Consider the following 21,469-nt stretch of genomic DNA (forward strand, 5'->3'; position numbering starts at 1 on the left):
CCTTTGTGGACCGATCAGCAGGCCCCCGGCACCCCGGATGCCCCCATCGGTCTCGAGCACCTGGCCCGCGCGTACTTCGAGCATGTCTCGGAGGCGGATTTGGCCGAGCTGGACCCACCAACGCGTGAGAGACTCGTCGCCACGCACGTGGAAATGGCCGCCAGCCGTGGCACCAGCGAAGCGGTCGTGAGGGTAACCCCCAGCCGGCCGCACGGCTTCGTCCAGATCGTGCATGCGGACATGCCCTACCTCGTGGACTCCGTCACGAGTGAGCTGACCCGCCAGGGACACGCCATCCGCATGGTCGCCCATCCGACCGTGATCACCCATCGGGCCAGGGACACCGGGCATCTGACCGCTGTTCACCGAGTTCCCACTCAGCAGGGCACCGCCAGCGGTGACACCACGGCAGCGCTCGCTGACCTCGGCCCCCTGGTCGCCGGTGATGGCGCACGCACCGGGGTCGAGTCCTGGATCGGCGTGCAGACCGTGGGTCCGTTGGACGATGAGGAGGCCGCCCGGCTCGAGAAGGGTCTCGGCCACGCCCTGGCGGACGTGCGCGCCGCCATCGCCGACGCTGACCGCATGCGCGCGGCAGCCTTCACCGCCGCTCGCACCCTGACGCACGATGCCCCGGCGAACGTGCAGAGCGTGCGCGAGAGCAGTGAGTTGCTGAACTGGATGGAGGACGGCCACTTCACGTTCACCGGCTACCGCGAGTACGTGCTGCACAGTGGGGACAACGGCCAGGTGCTGGTCCCGGTGGAGGACACCGGCCTGGGCATCCTGCGCCGGCGGCCCACCACGCCGCCGGCACCCCTGTCCATCGCCGGTCGAAATCAGATCGAGCGACCCATCCCGCTGATCATCACCAAGGCGAACTCGCGTTCCCGGGTGCAGCGTTCCGCCTATATGGACTACGTGGCGGTGAAGACCTACGACCGTGACGGCAAGGTCACCGGTGAACGCCGGTTCGTGGGACTGTGGGATCCCAAGGCGTACTCGGTGTCACTCGAGGACATCCCGCTGGTGCGGGAGAAGGCCGCCGAGGTGCTGCACCGGTCCGGTTTCCCGCGGGACTCCCACTCCGGTGCCGAACTCCAGCAGATCCTCGAAACCTACCCGCGTGACGAACTGTTCCAGGTGGGCGTGGATGAGTTGTGGGAGACCTGCCGGCAGATCCTGCAGCTGCAGGAACGCCGCCGTACCAGGCTGTTCTTGCGGCCGGATACCTACGGTCGCTTCATGAATGCCCTCGTCTTCCTGCCGCGTGACCGCTACAACACGGATGTGCGCGGCCGTATCCAGAATGTGCTCCTCGAAGCTCTGGGCGGGGAATCCCTGGACTTCCAGGTCAGACTCACCGAATCGGTACTGGCACGTCTGTACTTCCGCATCCGGCTGCCCCGCGAGCGCGAACGCGCCGCACCGGTGGACGCCAAGGACCTCGAGGACCGGCTCGTCCGGGCCGTCCGATCCTGGAAGGAGGGGGTGGACGAACAGGCGGTCGAGGCGTTCGGCGCCGATTCAGGCGTGGACGCCGCCCGGTTGTGGGACGAGGCCTTTCCGCCCGCCTACCGGGTGGCCTACGAGATCGACAACGCACTCGAGGACATCGGCCGGTTCAACGGGCTTCCGGGAGAGGGCGCGCCCGTGGTGCATGTCGTCCCCGAGCACCAGGACGAGCGATCACGGATCGCCGAGGAACGGGTCACGGACCTCACGATCGGGCGAATGAAGGTCTATTCGGACCGGCCCCGCACACTCACCGAGATCTTGCCCGTGCTGCAGAACCTCGGCCTGTCCGTGTTGGATGAGCGGCCCTTCGAGGTGGAACCGGCGGACGGACGGAAGTTCTACCTCTACGACTTCGGGTTGGGCTACCCGGTGGGCACTGAATCCGAGGCCACAGCCGGGCTGCTGGAGGACGCGGTCGTCGCCGCCACCACGGGCGTCTCGGAGTCCGACGCCCTGGATCGCCTCGTCCTCGCCCATGGCCTGGATTTCAGAACGGTGAGCGTGCTGCGCGCCTACGCGAAGTACCTGCGGCTGCTCGGGATGCAAAACTCCTTCGACTTCATGGCGGACGCTCTCTTGTCCCACGAAGCCGTGACGCGGGCCCTGGTCGACTACTTCTTCACCCGTTTCGATCCCACGACCCCCTCGGCCGCAGGTGACGACGGCCCGGATGCCGGAGAGACCCGTCGTCAGAGCTTGGAACAGGTCCGTGAACAGGCCGACGAGGCGCTGGAGGCCGTGGCCACCCTGGACGCCGAACGCGTGCTGCGGGGCTTCCTGACTGTCATGCAGGCCACCCAGCGCACCAACTTCTTCCAAGGGCATCGGCGCCTGAGCTTCAAGATCGCGACCTCGGAGATCGATTTCGCCCCGCAGCCCCGGCCCTCGCGGGAGATCTGGGTGTACGACCCGGAGGTCGAGGGCGTGCACCTGCGCTTCGGTCCCATCGCACGCGGCGGCTTGCGCTGGTCGGACCGCCGGGAGGATTTCCGCACTGAGGTCCTCGGACTCGTCAAGGCCCAGCAGGTCAAGAACGCCGTCATCGTCCCCACCGGGGCCAAGGGCGGTTTCTTCGCCAAGCGGCTGCCGGACCCGACGGTGGACCGCGGTGCCTGGATGGAGGCGGGCCGGGAGGCATACCGGACCTTCATCCGCGGCCTGCTGGACATCACCGACCAGCAGTCGCGCAGCACCGACGGAACTGAGATGGTCTTCTCCACCCGAGAGCGGATCGTGCGCTATGACGAGGACGACGCCTACCTCGTGGTGGCGGCGGACAAGGGCACGGCGTCCTTCTCCGACACCGCCAACGCCATCTCCGCCGAGTATGGCCACTGGCTGGGTGACGCGTTCGCCTCCGGCGGTTCGGTGGGCTATGACCACAAGGCGATGGGCATCACCGCCCGGGGCGCCTGGGAATCGGTCAAGAGTCACTTCGCGTCACTCGGCCGGGACACCCAGACCGAGGACTTCACCGTGGTGGGGATCGGGGACATGTCGGGTGACGTGTTCGGGAACGGCATGCTGCTGTCCGAACACATCCGGCTGGTGGCCGCGTTTAACCATCTGCACATCTTCCTGGATCCGACTCCGGACCCAGCCGTGTCCTTCGCCGAGCGCCAGCGGCTGTTCGACCTGCCCCGGTCCTCATGGTCCGACTATGACGCGTCGTTGCTCAGCGAGGGCGGCGGCGTGTATGACCGCAACGCCAAGTCGGTCCCGGTGAGCGCGCAGGTCCGGGAGCTGCTCGACCTGCCGTCGAGCACGACCGAGTTGAGGCCCAACGAACTGCTTCAGACGATTCTGAAGGCTCCCGTGGACCTGCTGTACAACGGTGGCATCGGTACCTACGTGAAGGGAGAGACAGAGGTCCACGCCGAGGTCGGAGACCGGGCCAACAATGCCATTCGCATCAACGGCAGTGAGTTGCGTGCGGCCGTCGTGGGGGAGGGCGGCAACCTCGGCTTCACCCAGCGCGGGAGGATCGAGGCCAGCCTGTCCGGGGTGTTGATCAACACGGACGCGATCGACAATTCGGCCGGGGTGGACTGTTCTGACCACGAGGTCAACATCAAGATCATGGTGGATCAGCTGGTCTCGACCGGCGCGTTGGACGCCGAGGACCGGTCCGGCCTGCTGGAGTCCATGACGGATGAGGTCGCAGAGCTGGTCCTGACAACGAACGTGGACCAGAACACCCTGTTGCGCAATGACTCGCAGAAGGTGTCGGAATGGTTGCCGAGCTTCGAGCGGCACATCCGGTGGCTGGTCGAGCATGCGGACCTGGACCGTGAGCTCGAAGACCTGCCCAGTGATCACGAACTGGGTCAACGCCTCGAGCAGGGCCAGTCCCTGGTCACGCCTGAATTGGCGGTGCTGGTGGCCTACGCGAAGACGAACCTGTCCGACCAGTTGCTGGACTCGGCCCTGCCGGACGATCCCTGGTATGACCGAACCCTGGATGCATACTTTCCGTCCGCACTGCGGGACCGGTATGCCGAGCAGATCCAGCAGCACCCGCTGCGCCGGGAGATCATCGCCACCGTTGTGGCCAATGACGTGGTCAACACCGGCGGCACCACCTTCGTGTTCCGGGCCATGGAGGAGACGGGGGCGGATGCCGCAACCGTGGTCGCCGCCTACTCGGCGATGAAGGAGATCTACGGTTACGGCGACTACTTCGAGTCGATCCGGGCGCTGCCTGCCAGCGTGGACAGCGAGGTCAGGGCCCGTGTCTACCTCGATGCCCGCAGACTCCTGGACCGGGCGGTGCGATGGCTCGTCAACCACCGGGCGGAGGGCGAGGGCATCGGCGCGGTCGTCGAGTACTACGCCGCCCCACTCCAGACTCTCGTCGCGGACCTGCCCCAACTGATGCAGGGCCAGGACGCCGAACGCTTCGCGGAATGGCGGGATGCCTCCCTGGAGGCAGGCCTGCCCGCAGACCTGGCCATCCGGCGGTCCGTCCTGTTCGAGTCCTTCGGTCTGCTGGACGTGGTCCGCCTGGCCCGGCAGACCGGAAGGGAACCGCGGCACGTGGCGGACGTCTACTTCCGTCTCTACGACCGGTTCGACGCTGAGGGGATGCTCAACCTGATCACGGACCTGCCCCGCAGTGGACGCTGGAAGGCGCTGGCCCGTGCCGCCCTGAGGGATGACCTATACGCCCTGATCGTCAACGTCACCACCGATGTCCTGACCGGCGGGACCGGGACGGACGCGGACGACGGGGCCCGCCTGGTCGAGGCCTGGGAGAAGGAGAACGCCACCCGGCTGGAGCGGGCCGAACGCTTCCTCGAGGAGATCCGTGCGTCGGGCTCGGACGATCTGGCCTCGCTCTCCGTGGCGTTGCGCCAACTGAGATCGGTGGCGGCCCAGTAGAACTGATCCATGGCCTTGTTCACCGACCCCCTCCACGACGACCCCACTCTGGCGGAGGGCGATGTCGACTGGCTGCACATGGTGGTCGGTGAGTGGCAACTCATCGCTGATCTGGACTTCGCGGACCTGGTGCTGTGGTATCCGGTTGCGGGCTCGGAGGTCACCGGCCGCGGTTTCGTGGCCCTGGCCCAGGCCCGGCCCTTCACCTCACAGACCTCCCTGCACCGGGACATCGTGGGCAGCCGGGTCCGGAGCGACCTGAAGTCCCTGGTGGACCAGGCCTGGACCACCGGGGAGCCGACGGCGACGGCACCTTCGGTGCACGGTCCGGACAGCTCCATGCGGGTGGCGGTGTGGCCCGTGGTCCGCCTCCACCGGAGCATCGGGGTGGTCACGGTCCACCAGAACCTCACGGGCCAGCGCACGCCGTCCCGGCTCGAGCTGGTCTACCGGGAGAGCGCCACGCACCTGCTGACCATGCTGTCCCGCGGTCAATGGCCGGAGACGGACGACCCCGTCAGCGGCTCTCACCGGGGTTCACCCCGGGTCGGTGACGGTGTCCTGCGCCTGACGGCCGAGGGGTTGGTGGATTTCGCCACCCCGAACGCCGTCTCGGCCTTCCGCCGGTTGGGGGAGACCGAGCCTCTGGAGGGGCGGTCCCTGGCGAGGATGGTCACTGACCTGCAAGATGAGCGCCGACCTGTGGACGAGTCCCTGCCGCTGGTCCTGACGGGCAAGGCCGCGGCCCGCGCCGAGTTGGAGGTCCGCTCGGTCAATCTCACCCTGCACACGGTGCCGCTGCGTGACGACGCGGGCCGTTTCGGGGCGTTGGTGCTCCTGCGGGACGTCACGGAGCTGCGTCGGCGGGAGCAGCAGCTCATCGGCAAGGACGCCACCATCCGTGAGATCCACCACCGCGTGAAGAACAATCTCCAGACCGTGGGGTCCCTGCTGCGCATGCAGTCGCGGCGGATGCACTCAGAGGAGGCGAAGAAGGGCCTGGAGCAGGCGATGCGCCGGGTGGACACGATCGCCCTGGTCCACGAGACGCTGTCCCGGGGCCTGGAGCAGCAGGTGGACATGGACTCCCTGCTGGGGCGCCAGTTCCGGCTCGCTGTGGAGGTTGCCGGTGACGGCCGGGAGGTCAGCACGGAGTTCCGCGGCGGTTTCGGCCAATTGCCCTCCGAGCTGGCGACCCCCTTGGCCTTGGTGATCAACGAACTCGCCATGAACGCGGTGGAACACGGGATCGGGCCGGAGGGCGGCCAGGTGGGGCTCTCGGCGCGGCGGACGCAGACGCCCTCCGGCGAACGACTGGAGGTCCGCCTCTGGGACAGTGGAACGGAGGCGGGCGCGGGGGACCATGGTCGGGTGCCCGACGGCGGCCGCGAGCCTCGGCGGATCGCTGACGGTCCCGAGATGGGCGTCGAGGGCGATTCCCGGCAAGGCCGGGGAATGAAGAATGAGGGTGAGAAGGTCCAGGGCGAGGCGGCCGGCGTCGCCCCGGCGCCGGGGCCGAGCTCCGGACTTGGCCTGCACATCGTCCGCACTCTGGTGGCGGGGGACCTGCGGGGCACCATCGACTGGATGGCGCTGGATTCCGGTGGCACCGAGGTGGTCATCCAGGCACCGGTCCCGGAGCGCTGATCACCGATGGAGTGCCGAAGGCTATGACAGGACACGCCACAGGCCCTGACCTCACGAGGTCAGGGCCTGTGGCCTGGTGCGGTATCCGAGGGGTTCCCGGTCTGGCTACCGGTCTAGGAAGCGCGGCGGGCGCGGGCGGCCCGGCGCTTGAGGGCGCGGCGCTCATCCTCGCTCATGCCGCCCCAGACGCCGGAGTCCTGTCCCGACTCGATGGCCCACTGCAGGCACGTATCGACCACTTCACAGGTGCGGCAGACAGCCTTGGCCTCTTCGATCTGGAGCAGGGCCGGACCCGTGTTCCCCACTGGGAAGAAAAGTTCCGGGTCCTTGTCCAGGCACGCTGCCCGGCTACGCCAATCCATGCTGATCGTTCACTCCTTCGCTGCCGGGCACACGGGTGGCCCCGGCAATACTGTCTCGGGTCATCGGACGGTAGTCCTCAAGCGGGGGCTGATCTGTGGCATCCTGCCGATGGCAACAAAAAAGGGCCGTTGCGACGACCCCCGCTGAACTTCGTGAAATATCTTTTCATGTGGAATACGAGTAAACAAGAGGCCGAGCAGGTTAACTTGCGGTTATCATGCGATGTTGATCACAGCGCTGAAGGGGTGCCGTAGACTATTCCGGCCCGCCGTCACCACTGTCAAGGGTGGGGTCATCAGCCTGCAGCGCAACAGAAAGCCGAATGCCGTGCCCACGTCAGAACACCAGGCCACCCCCCGGTCATCGCCCCCTCGGGAACGCGGGCGCCGGCCGCCGACTGTGGTGACATTGACCGTGCTGTTGCTGCTCCAGGCCATCGCGGTCCTCGGTGTGGCCGTGGTGTTCGCCCTCGAGATCGGCAGCGGCGTGTTGAACCTGGGCGCGCAGATCTTCCTGGTGGTCCTGGTCGCGGCCGCGGGAGCATGGATCGGTGCTGCCGGCCTGGGCCTGTGGGCCGGCAGGGCTTGGGTCCGGGCCGCGGTGGTGGTGATCGAACTGTTCGCTGTGATCCTGTCCGTCAGCTTCTTCTCCGCCGGAAATGTGACGACCGGGCTGCTCTTCCTGCTGCCGGCCGCTGGGATCCTGTTCTTGATGTTCAGCCGGCAGGTTGCCGAGCACCTGGCGGGCCTCCACCGCTGACGGCGCGTACCCGGACGGTGACTCGCCGCGGCCAGTGTCGAGGCCAGTCGAGGCATGCAGACGCCGCAGGGGCCCGGTGCCGTCCGTGGACGGTGCCGGGCCCCTGCGTTGTCCGCTCACGGTGAGGCCATTGGTGTGGCCAGGCGGTGGGGGTCAGGTCATGCGGTCTGTCGGTCTGTGGTCAGTTCACGGCACCGGTGTACTTCTCGCCCGGACCCTTGCCCGGGGCGTCCGGGAAGGGCGAGGCCTCGCGGAACGCCAGCTGCAGCGAACGCAGCCCGTCGCGCAAGGGTCCAGCGTGCTGGCTGCCGATCTCCGGGGCAGCGGAGGTGACGAGGCCGGCCAGCGCGGTGATCAGCTTGCGCGCCTCATCCAGGTCGATCAGCTCCTCGGCGTTCGGCGTGTCGGCCAGGCCGACCTTCACCGCTGACGCGGTCATGAGGTGCACGGCGGCGGTGTTGATGAGTTCCACGGCCGGGACCTCATGGATCTCCCGCACCCGATCGTTGACTGGATCGTCTGAGGGGGAGGGATTCTGCTGTTCGTCATTCATGCTGGTAAGCTTGTCACAGACCAGCTGGTCCCGTGCCTCAATCCACTGCAGTACGTGTGTGAGATGGGTGACGAGATCAGCCATCGAAGTGGAGGCCATCTCCCACCCGCGTCAGCAGGACGTCCGCCTCGGCGGACCGAGTTGCCGGGTCACCGGTCGGACGGCCCCCGGAAGGGGGTTCGTTGACCGATGGGTTGTCGGATACGTTCGTCAGCCAGGCCTCCGTCTGCGTTGAGCACGGAGGCCTTAGTCGTCTCCGGATCTGCGCAGGGAGCCGCACCGGGAAGGTGGCCCCGCATCCACAGCGTCCAGAAACAGGAGTTGCAAGATTAGCGAGCCAAGAATCAACGAACGGATCCGCGTGCCCGAGGTGCGCCTGGTCGGCCCCCAGGGCGAGCAGGTGGGAATTGTGCGCATCGAGGATGCGTTGCGTCTAGCCGCCGAGTCCGATCTGGACCTCGTTGAAGTGGCCCCCACGGCCAAGCCGCCGGTCTGCAAGCTCATGGACTTCGGCAAGTGGAAGTACGAGGCCGCTGTCAAGGCCCGTGAGGCCCGGAAGAACCAGACCAACACGATCCTCAAGGAAGTCCGCTTCCGCCTGAAGATCGACAAGCATGACTATGAGACCAAGACCGGTCATGCCCGAAAGTTCCTCACCGCTGGGGACAAGGTCAAGGCCATGATCCAGTTCCGTGGACGTGAGCAGCAGCGCCCCGAGCTGGGCATCCGCCTGCTCCAGAAGTTCGCTGAGGACGTGGCCGATGTCGGCATGGTCGAGTCGAGCCCTCGCCAGGACGGCCGCAACATGGTCATGGTGATCGGTCCGCTGAAGAACAAGTCCGAGGCCCGTGCCGAGGCCCGCAAGCACCAGGAGCCGAAGCAGGATCGCGTTGGTTCCCGCCGTGACGTGGCGGCTCGTGAGGCGAAGCAGAAGGTCGCCGAGGACACCTCCTCGGCGCCGCTTTCCAGCACGATGTCGGATGCCATGCCGGAAGAGCTGAAGAAGCTGGCTCAGGCCGGTACCGAGGCTCCGGCCACGGAAGCTCCGGAGGCTCCGGTGGAGAAGCCGGCCGAGAAGCCTGCCAGCCAGCAGGCCCCGGCCCAGGCTGCTCCGGCAGACAAGCCGGTTCCGGCCAAGGCAGCTCCGGCCGCCAAGCCGGCGGCCGCGAGGCCAGCCGCCGCCAAGCCCGCTGCGGCCAAACCTGCCGTGGCACCCAAGCCGGCGGCGGCCAAGCCCGCCGCGAAGCCGGCACCGGCTCCCAAGCCGGCCATGCCGAAGCCGTCTGCGGCACCCAAGCCCGGTGCAGTGCCGAGGCCCGGTCCCAAGCCGGGCGGAAGCAAGTAGACCAGCACCACCCTTTCGTCACCGGCTTCTGGCCGGTACGGACCAGATCGGCCCGCCTCAGGGAGGGTCCACGTAGCACTGTCCGCCCGACGGGCGGACAGCCAACATGAAGGAGAACGGCAGCCATGCCGAAGATGAAGACCCACAGCGGAGCCAAGAAGCGCTTCCGCGTGACCGGTTCCGGCAAGCTGATGCGTCAGCAGGCCAACCGCCGCCACTACTTGGAGCACAAGCCCTCCACGCTGACCCGCCGTCTGGCCTCCGACCAGTTGGTCTCCAAGGCCAACGTCAAGACCATCAAGCGGATGCTGGGCATCTGACATTTCCCCGTGGCCTTCTCGGCCGCACACAGCTAGCCGCCGCGACTGACGAAGTACGCGGTGGGCATCGATTCTAAGGAGTACGCACGTGGCACGTGTGAAGCGGGCAGTCAACGCCCACAAGAAGCGCCGGGTGGTCTTGGACCGCGCGGCCGGTTACCGCGGACAGCGTTCCCGCCTTTACCGCAAGGCCAAGGAACAGCTGCTGCACTCGTATGTCTACAATTACCAGCACCGCAAGAAGCGCAAGGGCGACTTCCGCCGCCTGTGGATCACCCGTATCAACGCGGCATCCCGCGCCAACGGCATGACCTACAACCGCTTCATGCAGGGCCTCAAGCTGGCCGGCATCGAGGTGGACCGCCGCATGCTCGCCGAGCTGGCCGTGTCCGACTCTGCCGCGTTCGCCGCCCTGGTGACGGCCTCCCGCGCAGCCCTGCCGGCTGACGTCAACGCCCCGGCAGTCGCGAAGTAAGTACGCGCACCCGATGACGGTGGCCGCCCCAGGTCCGCCACCGAACTCGGAACACCATGAACGAGCGCCCCGATCAGGACGTGATGACCAACCCCCGGGCAGACCGGGTCAGGAAGGTCGCACGCCTGGCGGGGCGCTCGTCGCGTTCCCGGGAGGGCTTGTTCCTCGCCGAGGGACCGCAGTCCTCCCGGGAGGCGCTGCGGGCGCACCTGGGGATGCTGGGGCCTCATCCCGAGCATGATGCCGGCACTGCCCAGTCCGCAGACCGTCAGTCACCCCGTCCGGAGGGTTACACCCAGTGGATTCCGGGGAGGGTCGTGGAGTCCGTCTACCTCTCCGCCCGGGTGGCAGACCGTGACCCGGAGCTGGCGGGCCTGGTCGGCCATGCCGCCGGTCGAGGCGTGATGGTGCGGTGGGCGAGCGACGAGGTCTTGGATGCCATGGCCGATGCCGTCACCGGGCAGGGCATCATCACCGTGTGTCACATCCCGGACACCGACGCCGCTTCCGTCCTCGCCGCCCTGCCGGAGCCGGGTCTGGCCGCTGTCCTGTGCCGAGTCCAGGACCCCGGCAACGCGGGGACCGTCCTGCGGGCGGCGGATGCCTCGGGCGCCGGTGTCGTGGTGCTGACGGCCGGTTCCGTGGATGTGTTCAATCCCAAGGTGGTGCGCTCCACGGCCGGTTCACTGTTCCACGTACCCGTCGTGACCTCGGTGGAGGCCGTTACCGCCGTGGGAACACTCCGGGACCGTGGTCTGGTGGTGCTGGCAGCGGACGGCTACGGGTCCGTGGTGCTGGACCGGCCGCCGTCGGGCCTGCTGACCGGGCCGACGGCCTGGTTGTTCGGCAATGAGGCCCAGGGTTTGTCCGCCGATGAACTGGCGTTGGCTGACGAGAGGGTGGCGGTCCCGCTGTACGGTCGGGCCGAATCACTCAACGTGGCCACGGCGGCGACCGTCTGCCTCTACGCCTCGGCCATGGCGCAGCACGCGCCGGACGGCGCCTCGGCCTGAGGTGATCTGAACCTCCGCCGCAGGCACGGCCACGACACGACGAAGGGCGCCCCCTCAGGAGGGGGCGCCCTTCGTCTTGACGGGGTGGGGGTGGAGGACGGTCAGGCCTCCTTGTTGCTGGTCCGCCGGGTGATGGCCTGCCAGGCGAACGCAACGATCACGCCGCCGATGATGGCGAAGATCCACGTTCCGAAGCTCCAGAACTCGTCCATGGCACCCACGCCGACCAGGCTGGCGATCCAGCCGCCCAGCACGGCGCCGATGAGGCCGGTGATCAGGGCAGTGATCCATCCGCCGCCCTGCTTGCCGGGAAGAATGAGCCGGGCGATGACGCCGGCGATGAGTCCGAGGATGATCCAGCTGATGAAGCCCATGTTGTCTACCCCTTCGTGCTCGTGAATCAGAACGGATACGGAAAGTGTCCGTCCGTGGCGGGCCTGGTCCACGGTTGATGGACGTTCAGGAACTGCGCCTGGGCACAACATAGCAAGCCGGGCCGGAATTTTCAGGTGTTGCGGGACCGTAGTAGCACGAGGGACAGTAGGAGTCCGACGCAGGCGAGGGCCGCTCCGGCGCCCGCCGGCACCTGCAGGCCGAGACCGGCCTGGATCACGGATGCTCCCACCCAGGCGCCCATGGCGTTGGCCAGGTTGAGGGCCGAGTGGTTCAGTGCCCCGGACAGTTGAGGTGCCTGCGGGGCGGCGTCGACGAGCAGGACCTGCAGGGATGGGACCAGCGCTGAGGCGGCCATCGCGGCGGCAAGCAGCGGCACCAGCGAGAGGAGCCACCACTGGGCGGTCAGGCTGAAGCAGGCCAGGGCCACGGCGACGATGGCGAGCATCCACTGCAGGGTCCGCCGTGCTGAGCGGTCGGACAGGGCGCCACCGATTAGGGTGCCTACCACCATGCCGACCCCGTAGAGGGCCATGATGACCGGCACCAGCTGCGGGGCCATTCCACCGACGTCCGTGAAGACGGGGGCGATATAGGTGTAGAGGGCGAACATTCCCGCGAAGCCGATGATGCCGACCACGATCGCCCGCCAGAGCGCCGGCGATCTCAGGGCCGTCAGCTCACCGCGCACGGAGGCTCCGGGGGGAGCCGGGACGCGGGGGACCAGCCAGGCCACGGTGGCCATGGTGGCAGCGCCGAAGAGGCCTGTGACGATGAACATCCACCGCCATCCGGAATTCTGGCCCAACCAGGTGGCCAACGGAACCCCGATGAGGTTCGCGACGGACAGTCCCGCCATGACCCAGGCGATGGCCTGGCCGCGGCGGGCCGGTCCGGCCAGGTGGGCGGCGGCCAGGGCGGCGGCCGAGAAGTACGCGCCGTGTGGCAGACCGGAGATGAACCGGGCCATGAGCATGGTGGTGAAGTCCGGGGCGAACAGGCTGGCGGCGTGGCCGATGACGAACAGTGCCATCAGCCACAGGGCGGAGGTGCGCCGATCGATCCGGGCCATGCCGGCGGCCAGCAGGGGCGCCCCGATGACCACGCCGAGGGCGTAGGCCGAGATGAGGATGCCGCCTGCCGGCAGATCGACTCCCAGGTCTGCCACCGCTTCGGGGAGCAGGCCCATGATGGCGAACTCGGTGGTGCCTATCGCGAAGCCGCCGAGGGCCAGTGCGAGGATGCCCGGCAGGATGGCGCGACGTCCAGGTGGGTCGGAACGCGAAGCGGACGATGACGTAGTTGACGAGGAGGGCGTGGATGGTGAGGCGGAGGAGGGGTCGTCGGAAGCGGTGTTCGGCACTGATACAGACTACGGTCCCCACGCTCCCATGGCGCGCTTCGCGGGCGGTCCTCTCCGGTGGCGATCGCCCGCGCAACGCAGGGGGAGGGTGGGTAGGCTCGGGGGATGAGTGACATCACCTCGGAGCCCCCGGCCGTGCCCCTCCACGTGAAGGATCCGAACGCGGTGTCCCGTCCGGTCTCCCGCCCCGTCTCCCGAACGCCTCGGCCGGTTGTTGGGGCCGCCGTGCTGGACGAGGTGGCGGCCCCGTCGGCGCTGCTGGCCGCCCGGCGAAGCGCACCGGAGGCCCTGGCAGGCCTGTGGGAGTTCCCAGGCGGCAAGGTGGAGCCGGGGGAGGACTCCCGCGCCGCGCTGGTCCGGGAGGTGCGCGAGGAGCTCGGGGTTCACATCCGGCTGGACCGCGAGGTGGCCGCCGACCATCCGGAGGGCTGGCTGCTGGGCAACGGCGCCAGGATGCGCGTCTTCACTGCCGTGATCATCGATGGCGATCCCCGACCACTGGAGGATCACGATCTGCTCGAGTGGCGTGCCCTCGATGGGGCCACGCTGCAGGAGCTGGACTGGATTCCGGCGGACCGACCCATCGTGGATGCACTGGTGGAGCTCGTGCGCCCCGAGGGTTGATGCCCTAGAACAGCGCCGGCTGTGGTGCGGGAACCGGCTGGGCAGGGCCCGTGGTCCCGGCTGGAGCCTGGTGGGCACCCTCGCCGGGGCGATGGGCCGCGGGGCTCGGTCCGCCATCGTCCGGACGGGTGATGCGGTGGGCCCCCTCATGATGCAGGCCATGGCGCCGGGCTGCGGCGGAGGCTCGGCGTCCGAGTGCCTTGCGGTAGGAAGCGGGGGCATAGGAACTGCGGCCGTAGAGCTGGCGGTATCCGTCCAGCAGGTCCGGGTGGTCCTCCTCGATCCACTGCAGGTACCACTGCCGCGCTCCGGGCCGCAGATGTAGGGCCCCAGCCAGCACGGACTGGGCGCCGGCACCGGCCAGTGCGGTCATGAGGTCCTCCAGCTGGCGATCGGAATCCGTGAGCCAGGGCAGCAGGGGCATGGCCATGACCGTGACCTGGGCGCCGGCCGAGGACAGCTTCTCGATGAGCTTGAGCCGTGCCGCCGGTGTGGGCGTGCCCGGCTCGACCCGATGGGCGAGGTTCGCGTCCAGCATGGCCAGGGAGACGGAGACCTGAACCGGCACCTGGCGCGAGGCCGAGGCCAACAGGTCCAGGTCTCGCCCCAGGAGGGTGCCCTTGGTCAGGATGGAGAAGGGGGTGCCCGCGTCTGTCAGGGCCGTGATGATGCCGGGCATGAGCCGGTACCGGCCCTCGGCCCGTTGGTAGGGGTCCGTGTTGGTGCCCAGGGCCACCAGCTCGCGGTTCCAGCCGGGGCGTGCCAACTCCCGCCGGAGGATCTCGGGGGTGTTCACCTTGACGACGATCTGCTGGTCGAAATCGGTGCCCGCGTTGAAGTCCAGGTATTCGTGGGTGCTGCGTGCGTAGCAGTACCGGCATGCATGGGTGCAGCCCCGGTAGGGATTGACGGTCCAGCGGAAGGGCATGGGGGAGGAGTCCGGGACCTTGTTCAGGGCCGACTTGGCCACGACCTCGTGGAAGGTGGTATCCGCGAACTCCGGCGTGGTGATGGAACGCTGCAGGCCGGAGAGCGGGAGCAGGGCGGCCGGTGCGGCCGGAGTGCCGCCGTCGCCCTGCTCGATCCCGTCCCCGGCCTGCAGAGTCTGCGCTTCCCATCGCATGCTTCGATTAGAACACATGTACTAACGGTGGTGCAAGAGGCGTTACGCTGAAGTCATGACCGGTCCCGGCCCCGCCACCGCAGCCCACCACGTCCCTGGCCTCGCACCCCTGCTGCTCACCGGCTTTGAGCCCTTCGCGGGGGATGGGCACAACCCCTCCTGGCCTGCGGCGCAGGAGGCCGCCCGTCGACTCCGGGTCCGCGGCGTCGACGCGGTCGCCGTGAGGCTGCCCTGTTCTTTCGCCGGATCCACCGAGGCCCTGGAGCGGGCACTGTCCGAGCACCGCCCCGGGATCGTCATCGCCTGCGGTCTGGCCGGCGGCAGGACGGGGCTGGCCGTGGAGAGGGTGGCCGTCAACCTTCAGGATGCCCGCATCCCGGACAACGCCGGTGTTCAGCCGGCAGGACAGGCCGTGGACGACGCCGGCCCCGCCGCCTATTTCTCCACCCTGCCGGTCAAGCGCATCGTCGCCGCGCTGCGCGAGGCCGAGATTCCGGCCGAGCTGTCCCTGAGCGCGGGCAGTTTCGTCTGCAACCACCTCTTCTACGCGCTGATGGCCCGGGCGGAAACCAGTTCCGTGCGAACCGCCGGGTTCATCCACGTGCCGTGGGACGAGAACGCGCCGCGAAGAACAACACGGGCGGGTGCGCATGTCCGTGACGGGGCCCGTCTGGAACCGTGGCCGATCGTGCCTGGAACCCAGCAGGCCGAGGCGCTCGTGATCGCGGCGCTGGAAGCGGCGCGGCCGGCGTCGGACCTCGGCGAGCCGGATGGCTCGCTGTACTAGCCGACCCTAGGCGGAGGGCCGCTGTACCGAGGCCCGGGTGGCCAGCAGCCCCGCGGTCGTGAAGGCCAGGGTGGCGGCGAGGACCAGCAGGAGCGGGGCCGTCCAGCCGTCGGTGGCGGTGTGGAGCCAGCCGGCGAATGGCGGGGCGATCGTGGCGGCCAGGTAGCCGCCCGTCTGGACGAAGGCTGAGCCGGAGGCGGCCTCGGAATCGTTGCTGGCCATCCGGGCGATGATCGAGAAGATGGCCGTGAAGCCGCCACCCTGCGCCACACCACCGGTGAGTGACCACAGCACGTAGGCATCGGGCGCCAGCAGCAGACCGAGCGGCAGGGACAGCCACAGGGCCGCGACCACGGCCAGGGGGACCCAGGGCCTCGAGCGGGTGGCCAGCAGGGGGACGCCGAGGGCTCCCACGATGGCGGCGACCTGGAACAGGGATGCCGTGGCCCCCGAACCTGCCGTGTCCAGTCCGTGGGTCTCCGTGAGGATCGTGGGCAACCAGGTCGTGGTGGTGAAGTAGCCGGCCGACTGGCCACTGAAGGCGATGACCAGCAACCACATGACCCGGCGGAATCGACGTGCGGATCCATCACCGCTCCCCGGGGCCGGTGGAGCCTTCTGCCCGGATTCCGTGCCGGTCTCGGCGGCATCCGGCTCGTGGCCTGGGGTCTTCCGCAGGCGCCGCCGGACCAGTCCCAGCCAATAGCCCATTCCGAGGACGGCGAGGACGCCCCAGGGGGCGAGGGCCCACCGCCACCCCACGGCGGTTGCCAGCGGGCCGGTGCCGAGAAGGGTGACCATCGCGCCGAGGTTCATGGCCGCCGAGTACAGGCCCGTGGCGAGGGAGACCCGGTCCCAGGTCACCTCGCGGCGGATGATGACGGGCACCACGATGTTCCCCAGTGTCAGCGACAGGCCGATCACCACGGTGCCGGCCAGGACCATCCACGCGGGGCCAGTAGACCGCAGCACGGTACCGGCCAGTACTCCCGCCAGGCAGGCGAACACCGTGGACTCGGGGCCGAGGCGCCCGATGGTCCGAGTGGCCAGGGGCGTCGCCAGGGCGAAGAGCAGGATCGGCAGGCCGGTCAGCAGGCCGGCACCGGTGGCGTTGAGGCCGGTCTCTGCCTGGATCTGGCCGAGGATCGCGGTGGGCGCGATGATCGGGGACCGGAGGTTGAGGGCCAGCACGACGACGCCGACGATGATCCACGGCAGGAGAGGGCTGGCTATGGGTGGGCGGCGCGAGGGGTCTCCCAACGGTGGGCGGACAAGAGGAGTGCAGGGCCGGGAACGGCGGCGAAAACAGGACCAGGCACACATTCCGGCCGACGCCGGAACGTGTCGATCCTAGTCAACGGACGTCGACGCCGGCCCCACCGTCTCGGTGCGACGCTCACCGACGGCACTGCCGCCGTCACCGGATCCGGTGCCGCGGCCACCGCACCGGGCGCTCGCGGTAGCCGCCGGCCACCAGGCCGGCATGGCGTTCGAAGGGATTCCGCGAGGCCGGATCACCCGTTCGCAGCACGGACCAGCCGGCTGCGGTGAAGTACAGCACCAAGAACGGCAAGCCCAGGCACCACGCGTACTGGGTGGCGTGCCGTGACTCGTGCTCCAGCAGCCGGGCCGTCGGAGCGGCGTGGGGTCGGATCAGGACCATGTTGCCCACGGTGAAGGCGCCGCCATCGGGAAAGGCCCAACGGTATCCGAACGCGAGGACCAGCCCTTCCGGGCCCCGCTGGATCCGGCAACCAGAAGCCAGGGCCAATGCGAGACCCAGGGGCGTGGTCAGGTTGGCGGCGTTGCACAGTTGGCGGAACCGCAGACGGAGGGGCATGGATCCATTCTGCCCGGACAGCCCCAGGCGTTGTCGGTATGCCGGGCCTGCCCTCCGGCCAGTAGACTGGCCAAGGCCTTCCGCCGGGTGCGGGTGGTCACGCCCAAGGTCAAAACCGTAAAGCTACGTTTTTTACATTCGCAACCTCAGGACATGAAGGTCGTTGCCCACCATGACGGAAACCCCCCAGTCGGACTCAAGCGGGCCGGAGATCTCCCCGGCGGACGAAACCGCAGTGCACATCGCCGTCGAGCAGGCCATGGCCGACTTCGCCGCCGCAGCCAACCTCGATGAGCTCAAGGCGGCCCGGCTGGCGCACACGGGGGAGAAGGCTCCGCTGACGATGGCGAACCGGAGGATCGGTCAGCTGCCCAAGGACCAGAAGGCCGTAGCCGGCAAGCTCATGGGCGGAGCCCGCAAGTCCATGGAGCGAGCGCTCGCGGCCCGCACGGAGATCCTCGAGGCCGAGCACGCCGCCCGCATGCTCGTCGAGGAGACCGTGGACGTCACCACGGCCGTGCGCCGCCGCCGCGTGGGCGCCCGCCACCCGTTGTCCGTACTGCAGGAGCGCGTCTCGGACATCTTCATCGGTATGGGCTGGGAAATCGCCGAGGGGCCCGAGCTCGAATCCGAGTGGTACAACTTCGATGCGCTGAACTTCAAGCCGGACCACCCGGCCCGCGAGATGCAGGACACCTTCTTCGTGGACCCCGCCGAGTCCCACCTCCTGATGCGCACCCACACCTCCCCGGTGCAGATGCGGGCCATGCTGCAGCGTGGCACCCCTGTGTACGTGCTGTGCCCCGGCCGGACCTTCCGCACTGACGAGCTGGACGCCACCCACACGCCGGTCTTCCACCAGTTCGAGGGCCTGGCCGTGGACAAGGGCCTGACCATGGCGGACCTGCGCGGCACCCTCGAGTACTTCGCCCGTCAGATGTTCGGCCCCGAGGCCACGATCCGGCTGCGATCCAACTTCTTCCCATTCACCGAGCCCAGCGCGGAGATGGACATCTGGCATCCCGGCGCCAAGGGCGGCCCTCAATGGATCGAATGGGGCGGCTGCGGCATGGTGCACCCGAACGTGCTGCGTGCCGCCGGGTTGGACCCGGAGGTCTACTCCGGTTTCGCCTTCGGCATGGGCGTGGAACGCACCCTGATGTTCCGCAATGAGGTCCTCGACATGCGAGACATGATCGAGGGCGACGTCCGCTTCTCCCAGCACTTCGGAATGGAGATCTGATCACCCGTGCGCATCCCGCTGTCATGGCTACGTGAATATGTCCCGGTCCCGGCGGACGCCACCGCCGAGGACGTCATGGCCGACCTCGTGAGGATCGGCTTCGAGGAGGAGGACGTCCACCGTCCGTTGAACGAGCTCTCCGGCCCCCTCGTGGTCGGCCAGGTCCTGGAGATGGTTCCAGAGCCGCAGAAGAACGGCAAGACCATCAACTGGTGCCAGGTCCGCGTGGTGCCCGAGGGCCAGGACCAGACCCTGATCGGCGAGGGCATCGACCCCTCTGGCGTGCAGGGCATCGTCTGCGGCGCCCACAACTTCCAGGTAGGGGACAAGGTCGTCGTCACCCTGCCCGGCGCCGTGCTCCCCGGTGACTTCCGCATCACCCCGCGCCAGACCTATGGTCATCTCTCCGCCGGGATGATCGCCTCGGCGCGCGAGCTCGGCTTGGGGGAGGATCACGATGGCATCATCGTGCTGTCCTCACTCGGCTTCTCGCCCGAGAACGGCAACGACCCTGAGCCCGGCACGGACGTGTACGACCTCCTGCACCTGCGGGACGAGGCCGCCGAGATCAACGTGACCGCGGACCGCAGCTACGCCTTCTCCATCCGTGGCGTGGGCCGTGAGTACGCGCACGCCACCGGGCTTCCCTTCACCGACCCGGCTTCCCTGGTCACGGCTCCCGAGCCGGACGGCCAGGGCCACCCCGTGCGCCTGGAGGACGAGCGCCCCATCTACGGCGTCCCCGGTTGCGACCGCTTCGTGACCCGCACCGTCACCGGCATCGACCCGAGCCGTCCCACCCCGCCGTGGATGGCCCAGCGCCTGCGTCTGGCCGGCATGCGGTCCATCTCCCTGGCCGTGGACATCTCCAACTACGTGATGTGGGAACTCGGGCAGCCGCTGCACTTCTATGACGCGGCCAAACTGCAGGGCCCGATCGTGGTCCGCCGCGCCACCGAGGGGGAGACGCTGACCACCCTGGACGGCAAGTCGCGGACGCTCTCCGCCGAAGACCTGCTCATCACCGACGACCGCGGGCCGATCGGCCTGGCCGGCGTGATGGGTGGCGGCGAGACCGAGGTGTCCGAGTCCACCACCACGATCGTCATCGAGTCCGCGCACTTCGACCCCGTGTCCATGGGCCGCACCCGTCGCCGCCACCGCCTGCCTTCCGAGGCCTCCAAGCGCAACGAGCGCGGCGTGGACTGGGAGATCGCGGACGAGGCAGCCGAACGGGCCGCCCAGCTGCTGGTCCAGCTGGCCGGCGGCATCGCTGATGCAGGAATCACCGACGTGGGCACCCGCCCGGAGCCGAACGTCATCGAGCTGCCGGCCTCCTACCCGGTGGCCCGCATGGGCATCGAGTACACCGAGGACCAGATCGAGACGACCCTGAAGGACCTGGGCGCCTCGGTCGAGCGCGGCAGGGCAACGGATTCGGGAGTTCCCGACGCCGGCGCGGCCGGGCCGGTCTTCACTGTCACCGCCCCGACCTGGCGCCAGGACCTGGAGATCCGGGACGACCTGGTCGAGGAGATCGCCCGCCTGATCGGGTACGACCAGATCCCGTCCACGCTCCCGGTGGCCCCTCCGGGGCGTGGGCTGACCCGGGAACAGGCGGCCCGGCGCCGGGTGGTCCAGGGTCTGGCCGACGCCGGACTGACCGAGGTGCTGGCCTACCCCTTCGTGTCCGAATCGCAGAACCGCTTCTTCGGCTCCGCCACCGAGGACGAGGGTGCCGCACAGAAGATGGTGCACCTGGCCAACCCGATCTCCGCCGAGTTCGGGTACCTGCGCACCTCCCTGTTGCCTGGGCTGCTGGACATCGCCCGCCGCAACCACTCCCGCGGTTTCCGGGACGTGGCCCTCTACGAGTCCGGGTTGGTCTTCCTGCCCGGTGAGCAGTTGGGCTCGGCCACGATCCCGCCGCTGGGCGCCCGCCCCGCGGACGAGGTGTTGGCGGACCTGGAGGCCGGTATCCCGGACCAGCCGCGGCACTTGGCCGCAGTGCTCACGGGGAACGACTCCGCGCCGGGTGCCGGCCACCAGCCCCGCACATACGACTGGCAGGACGCCATCGGTGCCGCCCTGGACGCCGCGGCGATCCTCGGCGTGGACCTGCAGGTCGCCCAGGGGTCCCACCAGGCCTTCCATCCGGGCCGTACGGCCGAGCTGCGGTGGGCTGGTTCTGCCGGTTCCCCGGGTACAGGCGGCACCGTCATCGGCGTGGCCGGAGAACTGCTGCCGTCCTGGCTGGAGGACGCCGACCTGCCCGCCCGCACCGTGGCCATGGAACTCGACCTGGACGCCCTGATCGCCGCAGCGGCCGACGTGGTGGTGGCCCGGCCGATGTCCACCTTCCCGCTCACGAGCCAGGACGTGGCCCTCGTGGTCGCGGACGATGTGGTGGCGGGAGAGGTCCTGGAGACCCTGCGTGAGGGGGCGGGGGACCTGCTTGAGGATGTCAGCCTCTTCGACGTCTACTCCGGGCAGGGTGTGGAGGACGGCCACCAGTCGCTCGCCTTCTCGCTGCGCTTCCGTGCTCGGGACCGGACCCTGACCGCGGACGAGGCCTCCGCGGCCCGTGCGGCCGCCACCGAACTGGCTGCCCGACGTCACGGAGCCGTCCAGCGCTAGCGTGTACTCGACCACGAGGTCGGGGACACCGCCGGCAGATCCGGCAGAGCAAGCCGGGAACCCAGCTGACCCGAGGAGGAGAAGG

At 68.7% G+C, this 21,469-nt stretch carries 18 protein-coding genes; 11 read left to right on the top strand and 7 right to left on the bottom strand.

All coding sequences use genetic code 11. The features are described from left to right. The first annotated feature begins 3 nt into the window (after positions 1–3). Positions 4–4,899 (top strand): NAD-glutamate dehydrogenase, encoded by a 4,896-nt coding sequence (locus ABD134_RS14770; RefSeq protein ID WP_344230688.1) that lies wholly within the window; start codon positions 4–6, stop codon positions 4,897–4,899. A gap of 9 nt (positions 4,900–4,908) precedes the next feature. Further along, entirely contained in the window at positions 4,909–6,546 is a 1,638-nt protein-coding gene (locus ABD134_RS14775; RefSeq protein WP_344230690.1) for a sensor histidine kinase, read from the top strand. A gap of 113 nt (positions 6,547–6,659) precedes the next feature. Here ABD134_RS14775 and ABD134_RS14780 read toward each other — a convergent pair whose 3' ends face one another. Further along, entirely contained in the window at positions 6,660–6,908 is a 249-nt protein-coding gene (locus tag ABD134_RS14780) for a WhiB family transcriptional regulator (RefSeq protein WP_010144519.1), read from the bottom strand. A gap of 403 nt (positions 6,909–7,311) precedes the next feature. Between ABD134_RS14780 and ABD134_RS14785 the strand changes: the two genes are divergently transcribed. Then, positions 7,312–7,668, top strand: coding sequence for a hypothetical protein (locus ABD134_RS14785; protein ID WP_344230697.1), 357 nt, complete (start codon positions 7,312–7,314; stop codon positions 7,666–7,668). A gap of 181 nt (positions 7,669–7,849) precedes the next feature. On the opposite strand, the gene ABD134_RS14790 is transcribed toward ABD134_RS14785, so the two are convergent. Then, positions 7,850–8,221, bottom strand: coding sequence for a DUF1844 domain-containing protein (locus ABD134_RS14790; RefSeq protein ID WP_159551538.1), 372 nt, complete (start codon positions 8,219–8,221; stop codon positions 7,850–7,852). Between the two features lie 361 nt (positions 8,222–8,582). Here ABD134_RS14790 and infC point away from each other — a divergent pair, with 361 nt between their 5' ends. The 4 genes from infC (at position 8,583) to ABD134_RS14810 (ending at position 11,374) form a co-directional block, all read left to right on the top strand. Beyond that, complete coding sequence (gene infC, locus ABD134_RS14795) at positions 8,583–9,566, top strand: translation initiation factor IF-3 (RefSeq protein WP_378108163.1); 984 nt, start codon at positions 8,583–8,585, stop codon at positions 9,564–9,566. Between the two features lie 125 nt (positions 9,567–9,691). Then, the gene (gene rpmI, locus ABD134_RS14800) at positions 9,692–9,886 is read left to right on the top strand and encodes a 50S ribosomal protein L35 (RefSeq protein WP_159551536.1); all 195 of its coding nucleotides are present in this window, start codon (positions 9,692–9,694) and stop codon (positions 9,884–9,886) included. A gap of 88 nt (positions 9,887–9,974) precedes the next feature. Next, positions 9,975–10,361, top strand: coding sequence for a 50S ribosomal protein L20 (gene rplT, locus ABD134_RS14805; RefSeq protein ID WP_115931568.1), 387 nt, complete (start codon positions 9,975–9,977; stop codon positions 10,359–10,361). A 56-nt stretch (positions 10,362–10,417) separates the two neighbouring features. Then, positions 10,418–11,374, top strand: coding sequence for a TrmH family RNA methyltransferase (locus ABD134_RS14810; RefSeq protein WP_344230701.1), 957 nt, complete (start codon positions 10,418–10,420; stop codon positions 11,372–11,374). Positions 11,375–11,475: 101 nt separating this feature from the next. Here ABD134_RS14810 and ABD134_RS14815 read toward each other — a convergent pair whose 3' ends face one another. Both ABD134_RS14815 and ABD134_RS14820 read right to left on the bottom strand, forming a co-directional pair. After that, positions 11,476–11,748 carry a GlsB/YeaQ/YmgE family stress response membrane protein gene (locus ABD134_RS14815; protein ID WP_344230703.1) on the bottom strand — a complete coding sequence of 91 codons (273 nt, stop codon included), beginning with the start codon at positions 11,746–11,748 and terminating at the stop codon, positions 11,476–11,478. Positions 11,749–11,879: 131 nt separating this feature from the next. Beyond that, positions 11,880–13,130, bottom strand: a complete 1,251-nt coding sequence (locus tag ABD134_RS14820) for an MFS transporter (protein ID WP_344230705.1) — start codon at positions 13,128–13,130, stop codon at positions 11,880–11,882. 114 nt (positions 13,131–13,244) lie between these two features. On the opposite strand from ABD134_RS14820, the gene ABD134_RS14825 reads away from it, so the two are divergent. Beyond that, entirely contained in the window at positions 13,245–13,754 is a 510-nt protein-coding gene (locus tag ABD134_RS14825) for a (deoxy)nucleoside triphosphate pyrophosphohydrolase (protein WP_378108290.1), read from the top strand. A gap of 4 nt (positions 13,755–13,758) precedes the next feature. Here the strand turns inward: ABD134_RS14825 and ABD134_RS14830 are convergent, their stop codons facing one another. Beyond that, a complete protein-coding gene (locus tag ABD134_RS14830; RefSeq protein ID WP_344230709.1) occupies positions 13,759–14,877 on the bottom strand; it encodes an Rv2578c family radical SAM protein in 1,119 nt (372 codons plus the stop codon). A 55-nt stretch (positions 14,878–14,932) separates the two neighbouring features. Here ABD134_RS14830 and pcp point away from each other — a divergent pair, with 55 nt between their 5' ends. Beyond that, complete coding sequence (gene pcp, locus ABD134_RS14835; RefSeq protein WP_344230711.1) at positions 14,933–15,664, top strand: pyroglutamyl-peptidase I; 732 nt, start codon at positions 14,933–14,935, stop codon at positions 15,662–15,664. A gap of 6 nt (positions 15,665–15,670) precedes the next feature. Here pcp and ABD134_RS14840 read toward each other — a convergent pair whose 3' ends face one another. Beyond that, positions 15,671–16,855, bottom strand: coding sequence for an MFS transporter (locus ABD134_RS14840; protein WP_344230713.1), 1,185 nt, complete (start codon positions 16,853–16,855; stop codon positions 15,671–15,673). Between the two features lie 226 nt (positions 16,856–17,081). Next, entirely contained in the window at positions 17,082–17,504 is a 423-nt protein-coding gene (locus tag ABD134_RS14845; protein ID WP_344230716.1) for a hypothetical protein, read from the bottom strand. Positions 17,505–17,676: 172 nt separating this feature from the next. On the opposite strand from ABD134_RS14845, the gene pheS reads away from it, so the two are divergent. Together pheS and pheT are read left to right on the top strand one after the other, a co-directional pair. Further along, entirely contained in the window at positions 17,677–18,747 is a 1,071-nt protein-coding gene (gene pheS / locus ABD134_RS14850) for a phenylalanine--tRNA ligase subunit alpha (protein WP_344230718.1), read from the top strand. A gap of 6 nt (positions 18,748–18,753) precedes the next feature. Continuing rightward, positions 18,754–21,384, top strand: coding sequence for a phenylalanine--tRNA ligase subunit beta (pheT, locus tag ABD134_RS14855; RefSeq protein WP_344230720.1), 2,631 nt, complete (start codon positions 18,754–18,756; stop codon positions 21,382–21,384). Positions 21,385–21,469: the final 85 nt, after the last annotated feature.

The sequence above is a fragment of the Citricoccus alkalitolerans genome (assembly GCF_039528175.1).
GTDB classification, from domain to species: domain Bacteria; phylum Actinomycetota; class Actinomycetes; order Actinomycetales; family Micrococcaceae; genus Citricoccus; species Citricoccus alkalitolerans.